Raw genomic sequence first — 20,580 nt, 5'->3', positions numbered from 1 at the left:
CGCTGGTCGGCAGCCGGAATGCGCTCTTCGAGTACGGCTGCCGGACGCCTGCCGTGGTGCGGCTCTTTCTGGCGGCTTCTGCTCGCCGCACCGCTGCGCAGTCTCGGTCTCGCCGAGCGGGCTCCCTGCCAGTCGCCTCTCCTGTCGACTGCTTACCCATCGCAGCAACCGCCAGGCGATGCACCATTCCGGCTTTTCGAGGCGGTGTTGCCAAGCCGCAGAGCGAATGACTCCCGCTAGTGGCACCACCCGCCCAGCCACCCCGCGGTCTTCGCAGCATCTGCCGCGTTGCCAGGCCGCCCGGCACCGTCAGCTGCCGAACTCAGACCAGCCAGCAAGGCGCCCAGGTTTCCAGCTCCGCGTCCGCCCGGCGTCGCCAAATCCTGGCCCGTTCGAACGCGCCACCCGTCCAGCACCGAATCCCCGGCAGCCAGTGCCCGCGGAAGGTCCCGAACCCAGCCGCCAAGTCCCGCCCGCAAACGCTTGCCAGGCCTCTTAGCTGTGAATCCGCCCGCTCAACGCCGCCAGCCGCCGCCCGGTTCCGCTCCAGCGCAGGGCGATGATCTCCGCCGCGATCGACACCGCCGTTTCCTCCGGCGTGCGCGCGCCGAGGTCGAGGCCGATCGGCGACGACAGGCGTTCCAGCTCGCCCTCGGTGATCCCGGCCTCGCGAAGCCGCGCGAACCGGTCGTCGTGCGTTTTGCGGGAACCCATCGCGCCGACGTACCCGACGTCGAGCCGCAGCGCGACCTCCAGCAGCGGTACGTCGAACTTCGGGTCGTGCGTGAGGACCGCGATCGCCGTCCGCGCGTCGATCCGGCCCGCTTCGGCCTCCGCCTTCAGGTACCGGTGCGGCCAGTCGACGACCACGTCGTGCGCCTCCGGGAACCGGCTGCTGGTCGCGAACACCGGACGCGCGTCGCAGACCGTCACCTGATACCCGAGATAAGCACCCATCCGTGCCATTGCGGCGGCGAAATCAATCGCGCCGAACACCAGCAGTCGCGGCGGCGGCTCAAAGGAATTCACGAAGACAGCCATGCCCTCGCCGCGCCGCTGCCCGTCCGGTCCGTAATGGAGCGTCCCGGTGCGTCCCGCGGCGAGAAGCCCGCGCGCGTCGTCCGCGACCGCATCGTCCATCCGGGACGAGCCAAGGGACCCCTCGACCCGGTCCGGCCACACGATCATGTGCTCGCCGACCAGCCCCGGCGTCTCGTGCTCCACGATCGTGACCACCGCGACCGGCTCGCCGCTGCGCACCGATTCGACGACGCGCTCCAGTTCCGGCATCGATTCGCGGTCCACCGGTTCGACGTAGATGTCGATGATCCCGCCGCAGGTCAGCCCGACCGCGAAGGCGTCGTCGTCGCTGACGCCGTAGCGCTGCAAAACCGGCTTCCGCTCGGCGACGACCTCGTTGGCCAGCTCGTACACCGCGCCTTCGACGCAGCCGCCGGACACGCTTCCGACGACCGTGCCGTCCGGCGCGACCATCATCGAAGCGCCCGGTGCCCGCGGCGCCGACGAAAACGTGGCCACCACCGTGCCGAGCCCGACCGTTTCGCCCGCCTGCCAGCGGCGGTACACGTCGTCCAGTACGTCACGCATCGGCAATCTCCCCGAGGAGTCGTTCCAACGTCGCCAGGCTGTGCCCGGCCAGCAACCGGTCGATGTGCGGCAGGGCGGCCACGATGCCGGATTGGACGGGAGCATAACCCTCGCGCCCTGCGTGCGGATTCACCCAGAATACGGCGTGCGCGAGACGGCGCAGCCGGCCAAGCTGCTCGGCCAGCAGGCTGACGTCGCCGCGCTCCCACCCGTCCGAGAACACGGTGACTACCGCGCGTCGCGCGAACCCGCGTTGCCCCCAGCGGTCGAGAAAAACCCGCAGCGTCTCGCCAAGCCGCGTCCCACCAGCGAAATCGGGCACGGCAGTGCCCGCGGCGAGCATCGCCTGCTCCGGATCGCGCTGCCGGAGCTGCCGGGACACTCGCGTCATCCGAGTACCCAGCGTGAACACCTCGACCGACATCGGAGCCGCCCGCGCGACGACGTGCGCGAACCGCAGCAACGCGTCCGCGTACGGACTCATCGAGCCGGAAACGTCGATCAGCAAGACAACTTTCCGCGCCCGCGTCCCCCGCCGATGATGCGCCAGCCGAACCGGCTCGCCGCCGGACGCGAGCATCGCCCGCAGTGTCCGCGCCGGATCGAGCGCACCACGATGCGCGGGCGTCCGCCGCGCCGCCCGCCGCCGGGGCAGCACTGGACGCAACGTCGCCAGCAACTCCCGCAAATGCGCCCGCTCGGCCTTGGTCAGCTCGGCGAGATCCCGATGCCGGAGAACCTCGTGCTCGCTGGCCGCGACCCGGAGCGTGTCGTGAGATTCCTGGGTGCTGTCCCCGTCGCCGGCCGCCGCGACGAGCGGAGCGATCCGGGCCTGCTTGCGCGCCGGAGTCCCGGACGTCGCCTTCGGACTGTCGTCCCCTTCGAACCACCGCGCGAAGGCTTCCTCGTACCGAGGCAGGTCGTCGGGGTCGGAGCAGAGCGTCAGCCGCCCGACCCAGTACAACTGCGTCGGCCGAGCGACATCGACCTGTGCCACCGCGGACAGATAAGCCTGCACCCGCCGCGCGTCACACGCGACGCCCGCCTCCCGCAACGCCGCCGCGAACCCCGCGTAACCAGCAAGCGGGTCAGCGACTTCGGTGTTCATGTCCACCATTGTGACCCCACCACCGGAACCCGCGCCGCGACAGCCGATCCCGAGCCGCTCGGACGCCCTCCACTCGCTCCGGCCCCGACCGTTCCCGCCATCCCGCGTCGCGGTTGTTCAGCCGCAGGCCGCGGGTGGTCGGCGACGATCTTGGTACGCCGAGGTTTTCGCCCGCGCGGAGGTTCCCAGCCGGGTTCTTGGGCGGATTCTTGGGCACGCGAAGGTCTCAGCTTGAGCCGCTCCAGCTCGCCAGCGTTCCTCCGCACCGCCATTCCAGGATGAACCGCTTCGCTCGCCTGGATGTTCCGGATCGCCCGCAGAACTTCCCAAGGTTCCGCCCTACGACGGCCGCTTCCCAAGAAGGGCGGCCGCTGATGACGGATCCGCCTCGGGCGTCGTTCATGGACCCGACGGGCGGCACATCGCCGTCCTGGCCGAACCCGTTCCCGGCCGTCCCGCCCCATGCGGAGCACTTCCCAGGTCCGCCCCACGGCGGGCGCTTCCCAAGGTTTCACCCCACGCGGCCGGTTCCCCGGGTTTCGCTCTACGCCGAACGCATCCCAACGTCCCGCCCCACACGACCGCTTCCCGAGGTTCCGCCCACGCGGTGCATCTTCCGGGGTTTCGCCCCACACCGAACGCATCCCAGCGTCCCGCCCCGCGCGACCGCTTCCCCAGGTTCCGCCCACGCAGAGCATTCCCCCGGGCTCCGCCCACGCCGAACGCATCCCAACGTCCCGCCCCACACGGCCGCTTCCCCAGGTTCCGCCGACGCGGTGCAGCTTCCGGGGTTTCGCCCCACGTCGAACGCATCCCAACGTCCCGCCCCACACGGCCGCTTCCCCAGGTTCCGCCCACGCAGAGCATTCCCCCGGGCTCCGCCCACGCCGGACGCATCCCAACGTCCAGCCCGACGCCGCACGCTTCCCAAGGCCCACCTTCACTCTCACCGAGGCCGCGGCGTCGGCGTCGAGATCGGCCAAGGGCGGCCGCGCACGCCGTCCCGCCTCCGGGACAGCGTGCGCGGACCGTGGTTGCGCGCAGCGGCCAGCCTCGGTAGCGCAAGGCGGGCGCGCGGAACCTTCAGGAAAGAACGGGAACTCAGCGGACAGCCGGGAGGGCAGTCCGGACGAAGTCGGCCACGAGCCCTCCTTCCGGCACAGTCACAAGATCAGCAAAAATCAGTGAAGTCGGCGAAGTCGTTCAGTGATGCTTCAAGCATGCCCGATCCCACCCACCCGGCGCAACGGAATTAAGCCACCATCCACAATGGACAGAAACTCACGAGAACAGCGTGTCCAGCTTCGCCCGCACCCGGTCGAGATCCTCGCTGTACTTCAGCACCGCGCCCAGCGTGCGCGCGGCCGTCGCGGCGTCGAGTTCGTCGCGCTGGAGCGCGAGCAAAGCCCTTGCCCAGTCGAGAGATTCGGCGACCCCCGGCGGTTTGAGGAGGTCCATCGCCCGCAGCCGGTGCACCGCGTCGGCGATCTGCCGCGCTAGCGTCTCGCCGATCCCGGGAAGACGCCGGCGCAGGATCTTGATCTCCCGGGCCAGGTCCGGATGCTCGAGCCAGTGGTAAAGGCACCGGCGCTTGAGCGCGTCGTGCACCTCGCGCGTCCGGTTGGACGTCAGCACGACCAGCGGCGGCTGCTCCGCACGCACCTCGCCGTACTCCGGGATCGTGACGGTGTACTCGTCCAGCAACTGCAGCAGGAACGCCTCGAACTCGTCGTCAGCGCGATCGATCTCGTCCACCAGCAGCACGCACGGCGTCGTGGTGAGCGCCTGCAGCAGCGGTCGCGCGAGCAGGAACCGCTCCGTGTACAGCGAACGCTCGGCAGTTTCCGCGTCGAGCCGTCCGCCGTCGGCCGCTTCGAGGGCGCGCAGGTGCAGCAGCTGACGGGGGAAGTCCCATTCGTAGAGCGCCTGCGCGGCGTCGATGCCCTCGTGACACTGAAGCCGCACCAACGGCCACTTCAAGGCCTCTGACAAGGCAAGCGCCAGCGAGGTCTTCCCGGTGCCCGGCTCGCCTTCGCAGAAGAGCGGACGCTGCATTTGCGTCGCGAGGAATCCCGCGGTGGCCAGCCCCTCGTCGGCGAGGTAACCGGTGGTGTCGAGGGCTGCCGCGAGCGCGTCGGGCGAGGCGAGGGACTCTGTCACGCCCCCGATCGTAGATCCGAGACCGCCAAGTTCGCCGTTCGCCGCCGCTCCTCCTGCGATCCGGCGGGCTCAGCCGCTACTGCTTCAGCGACACAGCCCCTGACAAGGCAAGTCCTTCGCCGAACCTCCCTCGTCTACGAAGCCGCCCACCTTCATCGCCGCTCGGCACCAGGCCCAGCCAAATCCCCAGGCCGATCGACATCACTGCCGCTCCCGAGATCCCCGCACTCGACAAGCCGCACGTCCGCGCGTCCGCGCAACCAGTCCCGCGCCCCGTGGTCGCCGCTCGCCGACTCCGCGATCTCGCCCCACCAGCGCCGCCCGAACAACACCGGATGCCCCGGAACCCCCTGGTAGGAAGCCCGAACGACCGCGTCCTCGGAAGCCTCCCCGACGATCCGCGCGAGCGCTTCGGCGGGCACCCACGGCAGATCCACCAGGTGCACGAGGACCGCCACCGCCGACTCCCCCGCGAGCGATTCGAGCCCGGCTTTGAGCGACTCCCCCATCCCGTCCTGCCACCGCGCCGCGGGCACGGCAGTCACGTCCGGCGGCAGCAGTTCCCGGACCTGCTCAGCCGCCGCTCCGACCACCACCCGCACCGACGCGCATCCGGCCTCGGCCAGATTCCGGACCGCGCGCTGAACCAGCGGCTCCCCGTCGTACTCGACCAGCGCTTTGGGCCCGCCGAACCGCCTCCCCGCGCCGGCGGCGAGCAGCAGTCCGGCAACCGGTTCCGGCATCGGCGCTCCTCAGCCCTGGACCGCTCGCCCGGGCGCGACCGCGGCGAGCTCCGCCGAAATCGCGGCCGCGGTCTCGAGCAACGGCGGGACGAACTGGGTTCGGACCGTCTCCACGGGAGTCCGGCTCGCGTGCGTCGAGATGTTGACCGCGGCGACCGCGCGCCCCGCCCGGTTGCGGATCGGCGCGGCGACCGAACGCAGGCCTTCTTCGAGCTCCTGGTCGACCATCGCCCAGCCCTGTTCCCGGACCTTGACCAGCTCGGCTTCGAGCGCGGTGCGGTGGGTGAGCGTGTGCGGGGTCAGCCGGTCGAGGTCGGCGACGATGAAGTAGGCGTTGAGTTCGGTCCGGTCCATGTCGGCGAGCAGCACGTGCCCCATCGACGTGGCGTGCGCGGGGAACCGGGTGCCGACGTTGATGCTCACCGTCATGATCCGCGACACCGCGACGCGCGCGACGTACACGATGTCGGCGATCTCCAGCACCGACACCGAACTCGACTCGTGCACCTGCGCCGACAGCCGCTCCAGGTGCGGCTGCGCGATCTCGGCCAGGCTGAGGCTGGACAGATACGCGTAGCCGAGTTCCAGCACGCGCGCGGTGAGCGAGAAGTACTTGCCGTCGGTGCGGACGTAGCCGAGGTCCACGAGCGTCAGCAGGAACCGGCGCGCGGCCGCACGGGTCAGCCCGGTGATGCGTGCGACGTCGCTCAGCGTCGGATGCGGGGCCTCGGCGCTGAACGCTTTGATCACCGCCAGCCCGCGCTCCAGCGACTGCACGTGGTGCGCACCGCGTTCGGCCTGGTCGTCGGAGTCCATGCGGCGAACCCTATCCGGCCGGCGGCTGAGCGGTGGGCTCTCCCAGCTCCGCGAGCACCCGCTGGGCGATCCCGATCGCCGTGTTCGCCGCCGGCACCCCCGCGTACACGCCGGTGTGCAGCAGGACTTCGCGGATCTCGTCCGCGGTGAGCCCGTTGCGCACCGCCGCGCGGACGTGCATCGCCAGCTCGTCGTGGCAGTGCAGCGCGGTGAGCGCGGCCAGCGTGATGCAGCTGCGGGTCCGCCGGTCGAGACCGTCGCGAGTCCACACCGAACCCCACGCCGCTTCGGTGATGTACTCCTGGAACGGCTTGCTGAACTCAGTGGTCCGCGCGACCGCCCGGTCGACGTGCTCGTCGCCGAGCACCTCGCGGCGCACTCGCATGCCCGCCTCGTAGCGGTCTCCGGTCACTGTTCCTCCGTGATCCGCTCGAGGATCAGCCGGGTGAATTCGCCCGGCTGTTCGTAGTTGCCCAGGTGCGCGGCGGAGGCGACGATCTCGAGCCGGGCGCCGGGAATCCCTTCGGCGATGGCCTTCCCGTGCGGCTCGACGGGCGTCGACGGGTCGTCGGCACCGGCGATCACCAGCGTCGGAACGGCGATTTTCGGCAGGTCCCCGGTGAGGTCCATCCGCTCGATCACCTCGCAGCATCCGGCGTATCCCTCGTCCGGCTGCGCCGCGATCATCTCGCGCAGGTAGGCGACCTGATCCGGATGCGCCTGTGCGTAGGCCGGCGTGACCCAGCGCCCGACGCCGGCTTCCGCGACCGCCTCGGTGCCCTCGGCCCGCACGAGGCGTGCGCGATCGACCCACATCTCCGGCGGCCCGAGCCGCGCAGACGTGCAGCACAACGTGAGGCTCGACAACCGCTCCGCGGCGTGCACGCCGAGCCACATCCCGGTCATGCCGCCGAGCGACAGGCCGACGAAGTGCGCGCGTTCGACGCCGAGGTCGTCGAGCAGCCCCAGCACGTCGCCGCCCAGGTCGGCCAGGTCGTACGGCCCCGGCGGCACCGGCGAGGACCCGTGGCCGCGCGTGTCGTACCGGACCACACGGAATCCGCGTTCGGTCAACGGCGCGACCTGCGGCTCCCACATCCGGTGGTCGCTGCCGATCGAGTTGGACAGCACCACCACCGGACCCGTCTCCGGGCCTTCGACGACCCGGTGCACCCGGACACTGCTCACGTTCTGAACCTCCACAATGGACACGGCCGGTCAGACCGCGAAGAACACCGTCTCGCCTTCGCCTTGCAAACGCACGTCGAACCGGTAGCCGTCGCCGTCCTTCTTGGCCAGCAACGTATCCCGTCGTTCCTCGGGCACGCTCGCCAGCACCGCGTCGCCGGCGTTGTCCTGGTCCTCGAAGTAAATGCGCGTGACGACCCGGTTCAGCAGCCCGCGAGCGAACACCGACACGTCGATGTGCCGCGCCTGCGGAGCCCCGGACGTGTCCGGCACGATTCCGGGTAGCACCGTGAGAATCCGGTACTGGCCTTGTTCGTCGGTGGGACACCGGCCGAAGCCGCGGAACGGAGCGGCGGGTTTGCCGCGCGGGTCGTCGGGGTGGTCGAACCCGCCGTCCGGGTCGGCCTGCCACGTCTCGATCATCGCGTCCGGAACCGGGTTGCCCGCGCCGTCGTACACCCCGCCGCGGATCCACACCGCGCCTTCGGTGCCCTCCGGGACCACGAACGGCCCGTCGTCCCACGGCAGCCCGATGGACAGGTACGGCCCGACGGTCTGCGAAGGCGTGCCTTCCAGCCTCACTCGTCCTCCTCCTCGTCCTCGAACACCGACTGTTCGCGCCCGCGCACCACGATGTCGAACTGGAACGCCAGCGCCCATTGCTCCTCGGTGCGCTCGAGGTCGAACCGGGAGATCATCCGCTGCCGCGCCTTCTCGTCCGGGATGGAGTTGAAGATCGGGTCCTGCGAGAACAGCGGGTCGTCCGGGAAGTACATCTGGGTGACGAGCCGCTGGGTGAACGCCGAACCGAACACCGAGAAGTGGATGTGCGCGGGACGCCAGGCGTTGTCGTGGTTCTTCCACGGGTAGGCGCCGGGCTTGATGGTGGTGAACTCGTAGCGCCCGTCGTCGTCGGTCAGCGTGCGGCCGAGCCCGTCGAAGTTCGGGTCGAGCGGGGACGGCCAGCGGTCGCCGGTGTGCCGGTAGCGGCCGCCCGCGTTGGCCTGCCAGATCTCGACGAGCGAGTTGCGGATCGGCCGCCCGTCGCCGTCGAGAAGCCTGCCGGTGACGATGATCCGCTGGCCCTGCGGCTCGCCCGCGTGCTGGCGCGTGAGGTCGTTGTCGAACTCGCCGAGCCGTCCCGGCCCGAGCAGCGGACCGGTGACCTCGGTGAGCATCTGCGGCAGCAGGACCAACGGCTGCTTCGGATGCCGCAGCGCGGTGGAGCGGTACGGCGCGTAGTCGAGCGGCGCGTGGGTGCCGTCCGGATCAGGCCGGTACTGCGGCAGGCGCCGCTCGGTCGGTGTGGCCACGATGCCTCCCCTTTCTCAGCGATTCTCGAGCACGACAGCGAGACCCTGGCCGACGCCGATGCAGATCGCCGCGAGGCCCCAGCGACCGCCGGTGCGGCGGAGCTGATGCGCCAGCGTGCCGATGATCCGGCCGCCGGACGCGCCGAGCGGGTGCCCGATCGCGATGGCCCCGCCGTTGACGTTGACGATCTCCGGGTCCAGCTTCGACCATTCTTTCAGGCAGGCCAGCGATTGCGCCGCGAACGCCTCGTTGAGCTCCACGGCGGCGAGGTCGTCCCAGCCGATGCCCGCTCGTTCGAGGGCGATCTCCGCCGCGCGCACCGGGCCGATGCCGAACACGTCCGGGTCGACCCCGGCGGCGCCGCGGCCGGCGATCCGGGCCAGCGGCGTCTTGCCGAGCCGCTCGGCCGCGGCCTCGTCGCCGAGCAGCAACGCCGACGCGCCGTCGTTCAGCGGCGACGCGTTGCCTGCCGTGACGGTGCCGTTTTCCTTGCGGAACACTGTTTTCAGCTTCGCGAGCTTTTCCGGCGAGGAGTCCGGCCGGATGCCCTCGTCCCGGGTCAGCTCGACGCCTTCGACCGGAACCACGTGGTCGTCGTAGAAGCCCTCGTCCCACGCCCGCGCGGCGTTCACGTGGCTGCGCGCGGCGAACGCGTCCTGCTCGTCCCGGCCGATGCCGTAACGCTCGGCGAGCAGTTCGGTGGACTCCCCGAGGGAAACGGTCCACTGCGACGGCATCGCCGGGTTGACCATCCGCCAGCCCAGCGCCGTGTTGTACAGCGTCTGGTTGCCGGCCGGGAAAGCCTTCTCCGGCTTCGGCATCACCAGCGGCGAGCGGCTCATCGATTCGACGCCGCCCGCGACCACCAGCGATGCGTCGCCGACCTGGATCGCCCGGCTCGCCTGCATCGTCGCCTCGACGCCGGACCCGCACAGCCGGTTCACCGTCGCGCCGGGCACCGACGTCGGCCAGCCGGCGAGGAGCGCGGCCATCCGTGCCACGTTGCGGTTGTCCTCGCCCGCCCCGTTGGCGTCGCCGAGCACTACTTCGTCCACTGTGGACGGATCGAGCCCGTTGCGTTCGGCAAGGGCGCGCAGGACGCCCGCGGCCAGGTCGTCGGGACGCACTCCGGAGAGAGCGCCGCCGTAGCGCCCGAAGGGAGTGCGGATCGCGTCGAGTACGTATGCGTCGCTCATTCGCCGGCCTTCTTCAGTTCGCGGAGCAGGGTCAGTTCGCGTTCGGTGGGCGCGGGGGTGGTCTTGAGGTCCGCGGCCGTCTTCAGTGTCCACCCCGTGGCTTCCACGACCTGGTCCAGCTCGACCCCGGGGTGCAGTTCGGTGAGCGTGAGCTCCGCGGTTTCCGGGTCGGGCCGCATCAGGCCGAGGTCGGTGACCACGAGCGTCGGCCCGGCGCCGCGCAGGCCCAGCCGTTCGCGGTCGCCGCGCCCGGAGCCGTGGCCGAACGACGTCACGAAGTCGACCTTGTCCACGAACGTCCGCTTGCTCTGCCGCAGCACGACGAAGACTTCCTTGCAGGACGCCGCGATCTCCGGCGCCCCGCCCGCACCGGGCAGGCGCACCTTCGGATCGTGGTAGTCGGAGCCGATGACCGTGGTGTTGATATTGCCGAACTTGTCGAGCTGCGCCGCACCGAGGAACCCGACGTCGATCCGGCCGGGCTGCAGCCAGTAGTTGAACACCTCGGGCACGCTGACCACGGCGTCGGCGGTGTCGGCCAGCTCGCCGTCGCCGATCGACAGCGGCAACCTGGTGGGTTTCGCGCCGAGACAACCCGATTCGTAGATCAGCGTGAGGTTCGGGGCGTGCGTGCGCCGGGCCAGGTTCGCCGCGGTGCTGGGCAATCCGATCCCGACGAAGCACGACATGCCCTCGCCGAGCGCGCGGGCCGCGGCGATGCTCATCATCTCGTCAGCGGTGTACTCGCTCATGCCTTCACCCCGGTCAGGTCGTTCAGCCACTTGGCGAATTCCTCGCGGTCCCGCCCGATCTCGTCCCACGCCTGGTAGGCCGCGTTGTCCCGCTCGTAGTAGCCGGCGGCGTACGAGGGAGCCGCGCCGCGCGGCACCTCGGCCACCGCGGTGACCGCCCAGGACGGAAGGACCAGCGCCCCCGGGCGAGGCTCCAGCTCGTCGACGACCTCTTCGACGGTGACCAGCGACCGCTTGGCCGCGAGCACCGCTTCCTTCTGCACGCCCGCGATGCCCCACAGCTGGACGTTGCCCGCCCGGTCGGCGCGCTGCGCGTGCACGATCGTGACGTCCGGGTTCAGCGCCGGCACCGCGGTCAGCTGCTCGCCGGTGAACGGGCAGGTGATCGGCTTGATCGTGTCCGTCTGCGCGGGCAGGTCGGTGCCGGTGTAGCCGCGCAAAACCGCGAACGGCAGTCCGGAAGCGCCTGCGACATAACGGTTCGCCATGCCCGCGTGGCTGTGCTCCTCGATCTCCAGCGGCGCCGGCCACGAGTGCTGCACGGCGTCGCGGAACCGGTGCAGCGAGCCGACCCCGGGGTTGCCGCCCCACGAGAAGATCAGCTTGCTCGCACAGCCCGCGCCGATGAGCTGGTCGTAGACGATGTCCGGCGTCATGCGCACGAGCGTGAGGTTCCGCCTGCCCTGACGGATGATCTCGTGCCCGGCCGCCACGGGGATGAGGTGCGTGAAGCCCTCGAGAGCGACGGTGTCTCCGTCGTGCACCAGCTCGGCGACCGCCTCGCCGAGCGACAGCACCCTTGCCATCACGAGCCCTTCCGTCTGGATCTTCCTGTTTCCGGCGTTCCGTGCTAGCTTGTTCGCATAGCGCACAGAAGTTCTACATATGAACATAGCACGGTCCGGCCGCCCGCGGGAGTGCCAAAAGGTGAAGCGGGCATCCGGAGAGACGGCACAAGGCAACGCAAGGTTTTGGGCTTCGAAGGAAGTGAGGTGATGCGATAAGACAACACGGTGCGCTAGGAGTCGGCGAACGGGTTTCGCGGCGACACAGGGCGGCACAGTCGGAGGCAGACCGGAATTTCGTTGCGTGGTACCGCAATGCGGAATTCGGGCACTGCCGAAGCGAGTGGCGTTCTGTCGCGGTTGGACGCTCCGTCGCAGCTCAGGCGGGTGTCCGGCGGTGAGCGCGCCGCGAACCTCGCTCGGGCGGCACGGTCGGCATTAGGCTGCTCAGCATGCCGAAGATCGCTGTCACCCGCTGGATCCCGGACGAGGCCGTGCAGGTTCTCGGCGAGGCAGGCGAAGTCGAAATCTCGCCCGAGGACCGGCCGCTCACGCCCGAGGAACTGCGGAAGTTCGTCGCCGGATCGGCCGCGGTGGTGTCGATGCTGCACGACCGGATCGACGGCTCAGTCGCGGACGCGGCGGGTCCCGGACTGAAGGTCGTCGCGAACGTCGCGGTGGGCTACGACAACGTGGAGGTCAGTGCACTGGCCGAACGCGGGGTCGTCGTCGCCAACACGCCAGGCGTGCTCACCGACGCCACCGCGGATCTCGCGTTCGGGTTGCTGCTGGCCGTTTCGCGGCGGCTCGGCGAAGGCGAGCGGTTGCTGCGCGCACGGCAGCCGTGGTCGTTCCACCTCGGCTTCCTGCTCGGCTCCGGACTGCAGGGCAAGACGCTCGGCATCGTCGGGCTCGGGCAGATCGGCCGCGCGGTGGCGAAGCGGGCGGCGGCGTTCGGGATGCGGGTCGTCTACTCCGGACGGTCGGCGAAACCGGACTTCGCCGGCGAGTTCGTGTCGTTCGGCGAACTGCTGCGGCGTTCGGACTTCGTGTCGCTGCACTGTCCGCTGACTCCCGAGACCCGGCACCTCGTCGGCGCGGACGCGCTGCGGGCGATGAAACCGAGTGCGTACCTGGTGAACACCACGCGTGGTCCGGTGGTCGACGAGTCGGCGCTGGCCGACGCGCTCGAAGCCGGTGAGATCGCGGGCGCGGCGCTGGACGTGTTCGAGAACGAGCCGGAGGTCGAGCCTCGGTTGCTGGACCGCGACGACGTGGTGCTGACGCCGCACCTCGGATCGGCGACGGTGGAAACGCGGACGGCCATGGCGGTGCTAGCCGCACGCAATGTCGTCTCGGTGCTCGCAGGCGGCGAACCGCTCACGGAGGTGAGCCGATGACCCGGGTCGTGATCGCACCGGACAAGTTCAAAGGAAGCCTGACCGCGGTCGAGGCGACCGAAGCGATCGCGCACGGCGTGCGCGATGCGTTGCCGGACGCCGAGATCTCCGCGTGCCCTGTCGCCGACGGCGGCGAAGGAACGCTGGAGGTGCTCGAGAACGCGGGCGGATCCATGGTGCGGTTGTCAGTGCGCGGCCCGCTCGCCGAACCGGTCGACGCGCGGTACGTGCTGCTCGACGGCACGGCGTACGTCGAATCGGCGCGAGCGTGCGGGATCGAGTTCGTGACGCCGAGCCGGGAAGTCGCGCTGGCCGCACACACGTGGGGCGTCGGCGAGTTGTTGAGCGACGCCCTCGCCCGTGGAGCGCGGCGGCTCGTGTTGACCGTCGGCGGCACCGCGAGCACCGACGGCGGTGCCGGGATGTTGGCCGCGCTCGGTGCCGAGGTCGTCGACGCGTCCGGTGCACCTGTCGGTCTCGGCGGCGGCTCGCTGTCACACGTCGCGCGGGTCGACCTCAGCCCGGTTCGGGAACGGCTGGGCGCGGTACCGGTCGCGGTCGCGACGGACGTGACCAATCCGCTGCTCGGCGCGAATGGGGCGGCGGCGGTGTTCGGCCCGCAAAAAGGTGCTGCGCCAGAAGACGTCCACGTGCTCGACGAAGCACTGTCGCACTGGGCCAAGGTGCTTGTGCAGGCTGGTGCGCGCGACGTCTCCGACGTTCCCGGAGCCGGGGCCGGCGGAGGTGTCGCAGCAGGAGCGATCGCGGCGTTCGGCGCGACCGTCGAGTCCGGCTTCGACCTGATCGCCGCGTTGACCGGCGTCGACGCCGCGTTGAGCGGTGCGGACTTGGTGATCACTGGCGAAGGCTCGCTGGACGAACAATCGCTGTCCGGCAAAGCCCCGGCAGGCATCGCGGCCCGCGCCGGGCGAACGGGCGTCCCGCTGCTGGTGCTCGCCGGACGAATCCAGCTGGACGCGGACGCGCTGGCCGGTTTGGGAGTCGTGGGCAGCAGCGCGCTGATCGACCACGCGCCGTCGCTGGACTACGCCCGCTCCCACGCAGCGGAACTGCTGCGCGAACGAGCCGGAGTCCTCGTGCAGGACTGGCTGCGCACCAGGTAGCAGAACGCCCCCGCGTTCAACTGCGGGGGCACTCGACGCAGCCATCCCGTGGTCTGGACAACCCGCGTCTTGGGCGGCAGCGCAACCCAGAATCGGCCATCAATCAACTCGCCGGGCCTGAAAGTCCGAAGGCACCAGCGAACGGCGCACGGGGTCAGCGGACGGACACCGTCGCGCGAACCCCGTGGCCGGGCGCTTGCTTGGGCAGCCCGTCAGGCGGACTGCTGCTGGGGCAGGACGGCGAAGGCGACGTCGCCGGTATCGTCCTGCTGAACGTCTAGGACCTTGTCGTCGAGCAATGCCGCAGCCTGCGGCTCGAGGAAGACCTTCGCCCCGCCGTCGGCGCCGACGATGCGGTCGCCGTCCTCCGGGGCCGGGGCTACCGACAGCGCCAGCTGGGCACCGTCGCCTTCCATGCTCTGCAGCGCGAAGCGCAGGCCGCTCTTCTCGGAGTCGCTGCCTTGTTCAGCGGTCAACGCGGTGATCGCCTCGGCGGCGGCTTCGGTAACGGTCAGCATCTTTCGGCCTTCCCTTCGTCGCAGTCGGATGCGCGCGGTCGGTTGCAGGGTGGTTTGTCACGCTAAAGGCGGCACCACGGTCGCGCAGTGTGAGCGCGCGCCCGTTTGCCGCGGCGGTGGAACCTGTCACAAATACGTTTGAGATCAGGATCTTCGGGCCATGGCCGTCCGGATCGCGTCGGCGACCGTGCAGCCGCCGTGATCGACCCGTTCGCCCTGTCCGGGCACCGGGGGCCAGTCAGCGCCAGCCGAGTCCAGCGGCCCCGGCCCGGCATCGCGTGCCAGGTCAGCCTTGGCTGTGCCCTCGCCGGACTCGCCGCTCACCGGCGGCCGGACTTCGGGCTCGTCGCCCGCCCGTTGGCTTTCCCGAACCTCGCCGGAAGCTGCGCCCCCGAAGCCGGACGCGCGGACGCGAGAACCGTCCGCATCGGGTGTTTGACTCTCGCGGAGAGTGTCGTCACCGAGATCGCTCACGGGCACCTCCCCCGAAAGTCCGGATTGTTCGTGGTGAGCTACCCGAGACGCTCTCGAGTGAAACGGGCCGAACGGCTGTCACCGGAATCACAGGCTTTCCTGCGGCCGGCCAGGGCATCAGCGGGCAAAGCGGAGTTAGCGTCGGACGTATGACCACCACCAGGTGGAAGCCGCGCGGCCGGATCGGGCTCCGTCCCCGGCGCAAAACCAGCGATTCCCTCGTCGATGACCGATTTCCGGAATCGCGCACGCTCGACGAGCCTTCGGACCGCCGCTCCCCCAGCTCCGCCGAGGCCGCCGACCACGGCCTGCCCGCACTGGCCGACGAGATCGACCCCCGCCGCGACCCCCTGGATTCCGACGCCGACCTCCGTGTGGAGAACGCCCGTCGCCACTCAGCGGCAAATCCGAACGAAGCCGGTCCTCCGGCGAAAGGCACCAACCTCCTGCCGCCCAAGTCCGCCGCCACCGCAGAAGCCAGCCGTCAGTCACGAGCGGCGACAGACCTGCCAGCCGAGCCCGCCCACGACCAGCCCGCCGCCAGCCTCACCACGCCCCCAGCGCATCAAAGCGTCGCCGATAATCGGCCAGACCACCGCGAAGACCGCGGCACCCGCCGTCGCGAGATGGGCGGTCATGCTGCCTGGTACTTGGCCGCCGGGGTCGTCACCACCGGCCTGCAGGCCGTCCTCTTCCTCGCCTTCCGCCCGGAAATCGGCGCGCAATGGGCGAACCTCGCCGCGCTCGCGATCACGACGGTCGGCAACACCGAGTTCCACCGGCGCGTCACTTTCGCCGACCGGAGCGGCCGCGCGGGCAAGCGGCACCTCCAGGACCTCGTCACGTTCGCCTTCTACGCGGGCTACGGATCGGTCGTTCTCGCAGCGCTCGATGCCCTTGTCGAAACACCCTCCGCCGGGCAGCAAACCGCCGCGCTTCTCGCGGCGAGTTTCGTCGGCGGGGTCGTCCGGTTCGCTGTTCTGCGGTGGTGGGTGTTCGCCCGGACTCGGCGAACGGACGCCCTACAAGATCACCAACAGTAGTGGAACCCGTTCTACCCGCAGTGCGACCACTCTCTGTTGCGCTACCCTTCTATCACTCTTCGTGACGAACGAAATCGGACATCCGCACATGCTGCGAGGCGGGATTCGTACTGTGCGTCGGCTGGTCTCGTTTGTGTCAAGACCACTGCTGCTAACGGGGTATTCGTAGTTGAAATGTGGACGGTCGGCCTCCGGCCGCTTAAGGTTACGGAGCGTCGCAACGATCGCAGTGCTCCCCCCGTTCGGTCGGAGTACTTGCGACCGCAACATCACAGAGTGTTGACCCCAAGACAAGCGACGGTCGCAGGGTTGCCGGGGAGACGACCATGACAGCACCGTCAAAGACGTCCCGAACCGCGGTGTCCGGCGTAGCGGGCTACGTGAGCCCTGCGACGCTGCCCCGGTCCGGCGGACGCCTGACCAAGGAAGACCTCGACCCGCTCGTACGCGCCGCGGGCCAGGGCGATCAAGCCGCGATCGCCGACCTGCTCCACGTGCTCCGGCCCGTCGTCGCCCGCTACTGCCGGGCCCGGATGGGGGGCCGCGACCTTTCCTACCTCGCCGCCGACGACGTCGCGCAGGACGTCTGCATGGCTGTCCTCAAGGCCCTTCCCGACTACCAGGACCGCGGCGGTTCCTTCCTCTACCTCGTGCACGCGATCGCGGCCAACAAGGTCGCCGACGCCTACCGGGCCGTCGCGCGCGACCGGTCCGAGCCGGTGCCCGAACTTCCGGAGCATCCGCTTTCCGGCGGCAACGAGCCGGAAACGCACGCGCTGCGCCTCGACCTCGGCAGCCGCCTGCAGGAACTGCTCACCCGCCTCGCCCCGCTCCAGCAAGAGATCCTGGCGCTGCGCATCGTCGTCGGCCTCAGCGCGAACGAGACGGCGGAAACGCTGGGCATTTCGGCCGGCAACGTCCGCGTCACGCAGCACCGGGCGCTGTCCAAGCTCCGCGAGATGGTGCAGGGCCAGGACTTCTGAGCCGTTCCGTCACTCGAACGGCTGGAAGACCGCCGCGGAACGCCAAATAGGTCGACAGGCTCCGTCACGCACGGCATTCTGGAGTTAACCCGCCGTATTTTTCAGCTCATATACCCGTGCCGTCGTGCGCTCGAAGACCTCCAGCCGTTCCGGGTCGCTCAGCACACCGGTCAGCGACACCGCCGCGTCCAGTACGACTTCGTATGCTGCCGCCAGTTCGCACACTGGCCAGTCGGAGCCGAACATGACCCTGTTCGCGCCGAACGACTCGAAAACGTGGTCTGCGTAGCGGCGCAGATGGCCCACCTGCCATTCGCGCCAGTCGGCTTCCGTCACCAAGCCGGACAGCTTGCAGTGCACGTTGTCGTGCGCGGCCAGCGACGCCACGCCGCCCGCCCACGGCTGCCATTCGCCTGCTGCGATGCCAGGTTTCGCGGCGTGGTCGAGGACCAGCCGCAGGTCCGGCAAGCGTTCGGCGACCTGCCGGGCAGCCGCGAGCTGCGCCGGTGCCACGAGCAGGTCGTAGACCAGGCCCGCGGCGCCGACCGCGGTCAGGCCGCGCAGGATTTCCGGACGCAGCAGCCAATCCGGGTCCGGTTCGTCCTCGACCTGGTGCCGGATGCCGACCAGCGGGCCCAGTTCGCGCAGCCGCGCGAGCCGGTCGGCCACGTCCGGGGCGGCGAGGTCGACCCAGCCGACGACGCCGGCCACCAGCGGTTCGGACGCGGCCGTGGCGAGGAATTCCTCGGTTTCCGCCTCGTCCGAGACGGTCTGCACCAGCACGGTGGCGTGGACGCCCGCCGCGGTGGTCACCGTGCGCAGGTCGTCGACGGTGTACGGCTTGCGGATCGGTGCCAGCGCTTCGCCGGACATCCACGGGTACTCGCGGCGCGCGGGATCCCACAAGTGGTGATGCGAATCGATCACTGGGCTCCTCCGGACACGACGGGGCGGGCGGCCGACCGCAACAGTCCGGCGTCGGCGAGGTCGTCCCACAGTACGGCCGGGATATTCGCCGCTGCCCGGCGAACGTTCAGCGACACCTGTTCGGCGTCGTGCGCACCGACGACCACCGACACCACCGCTGGATGCGTGCGCGGCAACGCGAGCGCGGCCTCGGGAAGTGAAACACCGTGTCGCGCACAGATTTCCGCGATCTTCTGCGCCTTTTCCACGAGCTCCGCGGGCGCGGCCGCGTAGTCGTAAATAGCACCGGGTTGTTCAGTGGCGAGGATTCCACCGTTGAACACCCCGCCCGCCACCACGCCGACGCCGCGTTCGACGCACAGCGGCAACAGCTCGTCCAACGCCGGCTGGTTCAGGAGGGTGTAGCGGCCGGCCATCAGGACGTGGTCGAGATCGAACCGGCGCACGAATTCCGCCAGCATCGGCGCCTGGTTCATCCCGGCTCCGATCGCCCGCACGACACCCTGCTCCCGCAACTCCAGCAACGCCGGAAACGCGCCCGAAACCGCTTCTTCGAAATGATCGTCCGGATCGTGCACGTACACGAGATCGATGCGGTCGAGACCCAGCCAGTTCAGGCTCGATTCCAGCGATCGCAACACCCCGTCGCGGCTGAAATCCCACCGGCGCCGGTAAGTCGCGGGGACGTCGAAGCCCTGGTCGTCGCGTTCTCCGGGAGCCGCCGCGCGCGGTTCCAGCACTCGGCCGACTTTTGTGGACAAGACATATTCGTCGCGTGGATACGCCGCCAGCGCAGCGCCGAGCCGACGTTCGGACAGCCCGAGCCCGTAGTGCGGCGCGGTGTCGAAATAACGGATCCCCTCGTCCCACGCCCGCCGCACGCTCGCCGCGGCGGTTTCGTCCGGCACCGCGTGGTAGAGGTTGCCCAGCTGCGCGCCGCCGAGACCCAGCGGAGGAAGGTCCACGGTCACGCCTCCGCCGGGAGTTGCCATACCAACCCGAGGCCGTGCGCGACGTCGGCATGGTCGGGATCAAGCAGTTCGTTGATCCGTTTCTGCCACGCGATGTCGGCCGGGTCGTCGGCGAGCTTCGCGCGCATTTGCTCGAAATCGTCGACCTCGACGAAGTGGAACAGGTCGAGACCGTCGCGCCAGATCCGCCACGACCGCACGCCGGCGCGGCGCAGGGCGGCGTCCAGGTCCTGCGGGATCACCGCGTGCACCTCCTCGTAGATTTTCTCCGTTCCGGGCTTGAGCCGGGTGCGCAAGGCGACCGTTTGCGGCGCCGGGCCGTGGGTCATCGTTCCTCCTGACGGGAGTCGTGGCACGCTGTAGGGGGTAAACATCCGAGGTCTCTGCAGGGAGGGCGGTCCCGATGCCCGTCACCGATGTCGCGATCGACAAGATCAAGGACATGATCATTTCGGGCGAGCTGGCCCCGGGCGACCGGCTCCCCAAGGAGGCCGAGCTCGCGCAGCGGCTGGGGCTTTCCCGCAGTTCGCTGAGGGAAGCGGTGAAGGCGCTGTGCCTGATCCGGGTGCTGGACGTCCGCCAGGGCGACGGCACGTACGTCACCAGCCTGGAACCGAACCTGCTGCTCGACGCGATGACCTTCGTCGTCGACTTCCACCGCGACGACACCGTGCTCGATTTCCTTGCCGTGCGGCGGATTCTGGAGCCAGCGGCCACCGCGATGGCGGCGCTGCACATGCGCGACGAGGACGTCGCCGAACTCGGCGCGCTGCTCGGCGAACTGGAGGAATCGCCGACCGTCGAAGCGCTCGTGGCCAACGACCTGCAGTTCCACCGCAAAATCGCGGACGGCTCGGGCAATCCGGTGCTGTGCTCGCTGCTCGATAGCCTCTCCGGCCCGACCGCGCGAGCCCGGATCTGGCGCGGCCTCACCCAGGAAGGCGCGGTGGCCCGAACCAGGGAACAACACGCCGCGATCTACGACGCGATCGCCGCGCGGGAACCAGAACTGGCCCGCTCGTGGGCGACGGTGCACGTCGCCGGAGTGGAGCAGTGGCTGCGAAGCACCCTGGTTGAAGACGACGCGCCTGGCGATGAGGCCGAACCCGCCGCCTCCTGACTGAACAACGCCGCTTCCCAAGCGGACACCGACGGCGGACCCTGACCGGACCGCGGCGGCGGCCCCACAGGGGGCAGTCGCGACGGTTGCTGAGCGGACATCGGCAGCGGACTCTGTGCGGACAGCGGCCGCGGTTCCTGAACGGGCGACCACGACCGTCCCCGAACGGATACCGGCAGCAGCCCCTGAACGGCCAACCACGACTGTCTCCGAACCGACAGCGACGGCAGCCCCTGAACGGACACCCGCGACCGTCCCCCAACAGACACCGGCAGCAGCTCCTGAGCGGACAATCACGACTGTCTCCGAACCGACAGCGACGGCAGCCCCTGAACGGACACCCGCGACCG

Annotated in this window: 22 protein-coding genes; 5 read left to right on the top strand and 17 right to left on the bottom strand. The window is 69.9% G+C overall.

The features are described 5' to 3' along the window. Positions 1 to 495: 495 nt before the first annotated feature. From SSMG_RS07460 to SSMG_RS07405, 12 genes are all read right to left on the bottom strand, one after another. The gene (locus SSMG_RS07460) at positions 496 to 1,608 is read right to left on the bottom strand and encodes an XdhC/CoxI family protein (RefSeq protein WP_037712891.1); all 1,113 of its coding nucleotides are present in this window, start codon (positions 1,606 to 1,608) and stop codon (positions 496 to 498) included. After that, a complete protein-coding gene (locus SSMG_RS07455) occupies positions 1,601 to 2,716 on the bottom strand; it encodes a VWA domain-containing protein (protein WP_037716746.1) in 1,116 nt (371 codons plus the stop codon). Before SSMG_RS07455 ends, SSMG_RS07460 begins: the two co-directional genes overlap by 8 nt. Positions 2,717 to 3,997: 1,281 nt before the next feature. Further along, complete coding sequence (locus tag SSMG_RS07450) at positions 3,998 to 4,876, bottom strand: MoxR family ATPase (protein WP_009074293.1); 879 nt, start codon at positions 4,874 to 4,876, stop codon at positions 3,998 to 4,000. 152 nt (positions 4,877 to 5,028) lie between these two features. Further along, on the bottom strand, positions 5,029 to 5,619 hold the full coding sequence (locus SSMG_RS07445) for an NTP transferase domain-containing protein (RefSeq protein WP_009074291.1): 591 nt from the start codon (positions 5,617 to 5,619) through the stop codon (positions 5,029 to 5,031). Between the two features lie 9 nt (positions 5,620 to 5,628). Beyond that, positions 5,629 to 6,435 carry an IclR family transcriptional regulator C-terminal domain-containing protein gene (locus tag SSMG_RS07440; protein WP_009074287.1) on the bottom strand — a complete coding sequence of 269 codons (807 nt, stop codon included), beginning with the start codon at positions 6,433 to 6,435 and terminating at the stop codon, positions 5,629 to 5,631. A 10-nt stretch (positions 6,436 to 6,445) separates the two neighbouring features. After that, positions 6,446 to 6,847: a 4-carboxymuconolactone decarboxylase gene (gene pcaC, locus SSMG_RS46715; protein ID WP_009074285.1), complete on the bottom strand. Its 402-nt coding sequence runs from the start codon at positions 6,845 to 6,847 to the stop codon at positions 6,446 to 6,448. Then, a complete protein-coding gene (gene pcaD / locus SSMG_RS07430) occupies positions 6,844 to 7,623 on the bottom strand; it encodes a 3-oxoadipate enol-lactonase (protein ID WP_037712886.1) in 780 nt (259 codons plus the stop codon). Before pcaD ends, pcaC begins: the two co-directional genes overlap by 4 nt. A gap of 30 nt (positions 7,624 to 7,653) precedes the next feature. Further along, entirely contained in the window at positions 7,654 to 8,205 is a 552-nt protein-coding gene (gene pcaG / locus SSMG_RS07425) for a protocatechuate 3,4-dioxygenase subunit alpha (RefSeq protein WP_009074282.1), read from the bottom strand. After that, positions 8,202 to 8,912 carry a protocatechuate 3,4-dioxygenase subunit beta gene (gene pcaH, locus SSMG_RS07420; protein ID WP_286157031.1) on the bottom strand — a complete coding sequence of 237 codons (711 nt, stop codon included), beginning with the start codon at positions 8,910 to 8,912 and terminating at the stop codon, positions 8,202 to 8,204. The genes pcaG and pcaH overlap by 4 nt, the downstream gene beginning before the upstream one ends. 39 nt (positions 8,913 to 8,951) lie before the next feature. Then, positions 8,952 to 10,133 carry a thiolase family protein gene (locus SSMG_RS07415; protein WP_009074278.1) on the bottom strand — a complete coding sequence of 394 codons (1,182 nt, stop codon included), beginning with the start codon at positions 10,131 to 10,133 and terminating at the stop codon, positions 8,952 to 8,954. After that, positions 10,130 to 10,885 carry a CoA-transferase subunit beta gene (locus SSMG_RS07410; protein ID WP_009074276.1) on the bottom strand — a complete coding sequence of 252 codons (756 nt, stop codon included), beginning with the start codon at positions 10,883 to 10,885 and terminating at the stop codon, positions 10,130 to 10,132. Before SSMG_RS07410 ends, SSMG_RS07415 begins: the two co-directional genes overlap by 4 nt. Next, positions 10,882 to 11,691 (bottom strand): CoA transferase subunit A, encoded by an 810-nt coding sequence (locus tag SSMG_RS07405; protein WP_037712884.1) that lies wholly within the window; start codon positions 11,689 to 11,691, stop codon positions 10,882 to 10,884. Before SSMG_RS07405 ends, SSMG_RS07410 begins: the two co-directional genes overlap by 4 nt. 431 nt (positions 11,692 to 12,122) lie before the next feature. Here SSMG_RS07405 and SSMG_RS07400 point away from each other — a divergent pair, with 431 nt between their 5' ends. Together SSMG_RS07400 and SSMG_RS07395 are read left to right on the top strand one after the other, a co-directional pair. Next, complete coding sequence (locus SSMG_RS07400; protein ID WP_037712883.1) at positions 12,123 to 13,070, top strand: D-glycerate dehydrogenase; 948 nt, start codon at positions 12,123 to 12,125, stop codon at positions 13,068 to 13,070. Beyond that, entirely contained in the window at positions 13,067 to 14,194 is a 1,128-nt protein-coding gene (locus SSMG_RS07395; RefSeq protein ID WP_009074270.1) for a glycerate kinase, read from the top strand. Before SSMG_RS07400 ends, SSMG_RS07395 begins: the two co-directional genes overlap by 4 nt. Positions 14,195 to 14,406: 212 nt before the next feature. On the opposite strand, the gene SSMG_RS07390 is transcribed toward SSMG_RS07395, so the two are convergent. After that, positions 14,407 to 14,712 (bottom strand): hypothetical protein, encoded by a 306-nt coding sequence (locus tag SSMG_RS07390; RefSeq protein WP_009074268.1) that lies wholly within the window; start codon positions 14,710 to 14,712, stop codon positions 14,407 to 14,409. 144 nt (positions 14,713 to 14,856) lie between these two features. Then, the gene (locus SSMG_RS45270) at positions 14,857 to 15,186 is read right to left on the bottom strand and encodes a hypothetical protein (RefSeq protein WP_158687999.1); all 330 of its coding nucleotides are present in this window, start codon (positions 15,184 to 15,186) and stop codon (positions 14,857 to 14,859) included. 149 nt (positions 15,187 to 15,335) lie between these two features. Here SSMG_RS45270 and SSMG_RS46020 point away from each other — a divergent pair, with 149 nt between their 5' ends. Together SSMG_RS46020 and shbA are read left to right on the top strand one after the other, a co-directional pair. Further along, entirely contained in the window at positions 15,336 to 16,229 is an 894-nt protein-coding gene (locus SSMG_RS46020) for a GtrA family protein (protein WP_199785829.1), read from the top strand. A 326-nt stretch (positions 16,230 to 16,555) separates the two neighbouring features. Next, positions 16,556 to 17,212 (top strand): RNA polymerase sigma factor ShbA, encoded by a 657-nt coding sequence (shbA, locus tag SSMG_RS07380; protein ID WP_037712881.1) that lies wholly within the window; start codon positions 16,556 to 16,558, stop codon positions 17,210 to 17,212. Positions 17,213 to 17,296: 84 nt separating this feature from the next. Here shbA and SSMG_RS07375 read toward each other — a convergent pair whose 3' ends face one another. The 3 genes from SSMG_RS07375 to SSMG_RS07365 are packed head-to-tail and all read right to left on the bottom strand — an operon-like array spanning position 17,297 to position 19,439. Then, the gene (locus SSMG_RS07375; protein WP_009074262.1) at positions 17,297 to 18,139 is read right to left on the bottom strand and encodes an amidohydrolase; all 843 of its coding nucleotides are present in this window, start codon (positions 18,137 to 18,139) and stop codon (positions 17,297 to 17,299) included. Beyond that, the gene (locus tag SSMG_RS07370) at positions 18,136 to 19,104 is read right to left on the bottom strand and encodes an aldo/keto reductase (RefSeq protein ID WP_353611744.1); all 969 of its coding nucleotides are present in this window, start codon (positions 19,102 to 19,104) and stop codon (positions 18,136 to 18,138) included. The genes SSMG_RS07375 and SSMG_RS07370 overlap by 4 nt, the downstream gene beginning before the upstream one ends. A 2-nt stretch (positions 19,105 to 19,106) precedes the next feature. Then, positions 19,107 to 19,439 carry an L-rhamnose mutarotase gene (locus SSMG_RS07365; RefSeq protein ID WP_009074258.1) on the bottom strand — a complete coding sequence of 111 codons (333 nt, stop codon included), beginning with the start codon at positions 19,437 to 19,439 and terminating at the stop codon, positions 19,107 to 19,109. Positions 19,440 to 19,513: 74 nt separating this feature from the next. Here SSMG_RS07365 and SSMG_RS07360 point away from each other — a divergent pair, with 74 nt between their 5' ends. Then, positions 19,514 to 20,230 carry a FadR/GntR family transcriptional regulator gene (locus tag SSMG_RS07360; RefSeq protein WP_037712878.1) on the top strand — a complete coding sequence of 239 codons (717 nt, stop codon included), beginning with the start codon at positions 19,514 to 19,516 and terminating at the stop codon, positions 20,228 to 20,230. The last annotated feature ends 350 nt before the right edge of the window (positions 20,231 to 20,580 follow it).

The organism is Streptomyces sp. AA4, assembly GCF_000158875.1.
GTDB lineage: Bacteria > Actinomycetota > Actinomycetes > Mycobacteriales > Pseudonocardiaceae > Amycolatopsis.
Note: the sequence above shows the minus strand (reverse complement) of the source record. Positions and strands in the feature narration are given on the sequence as shown.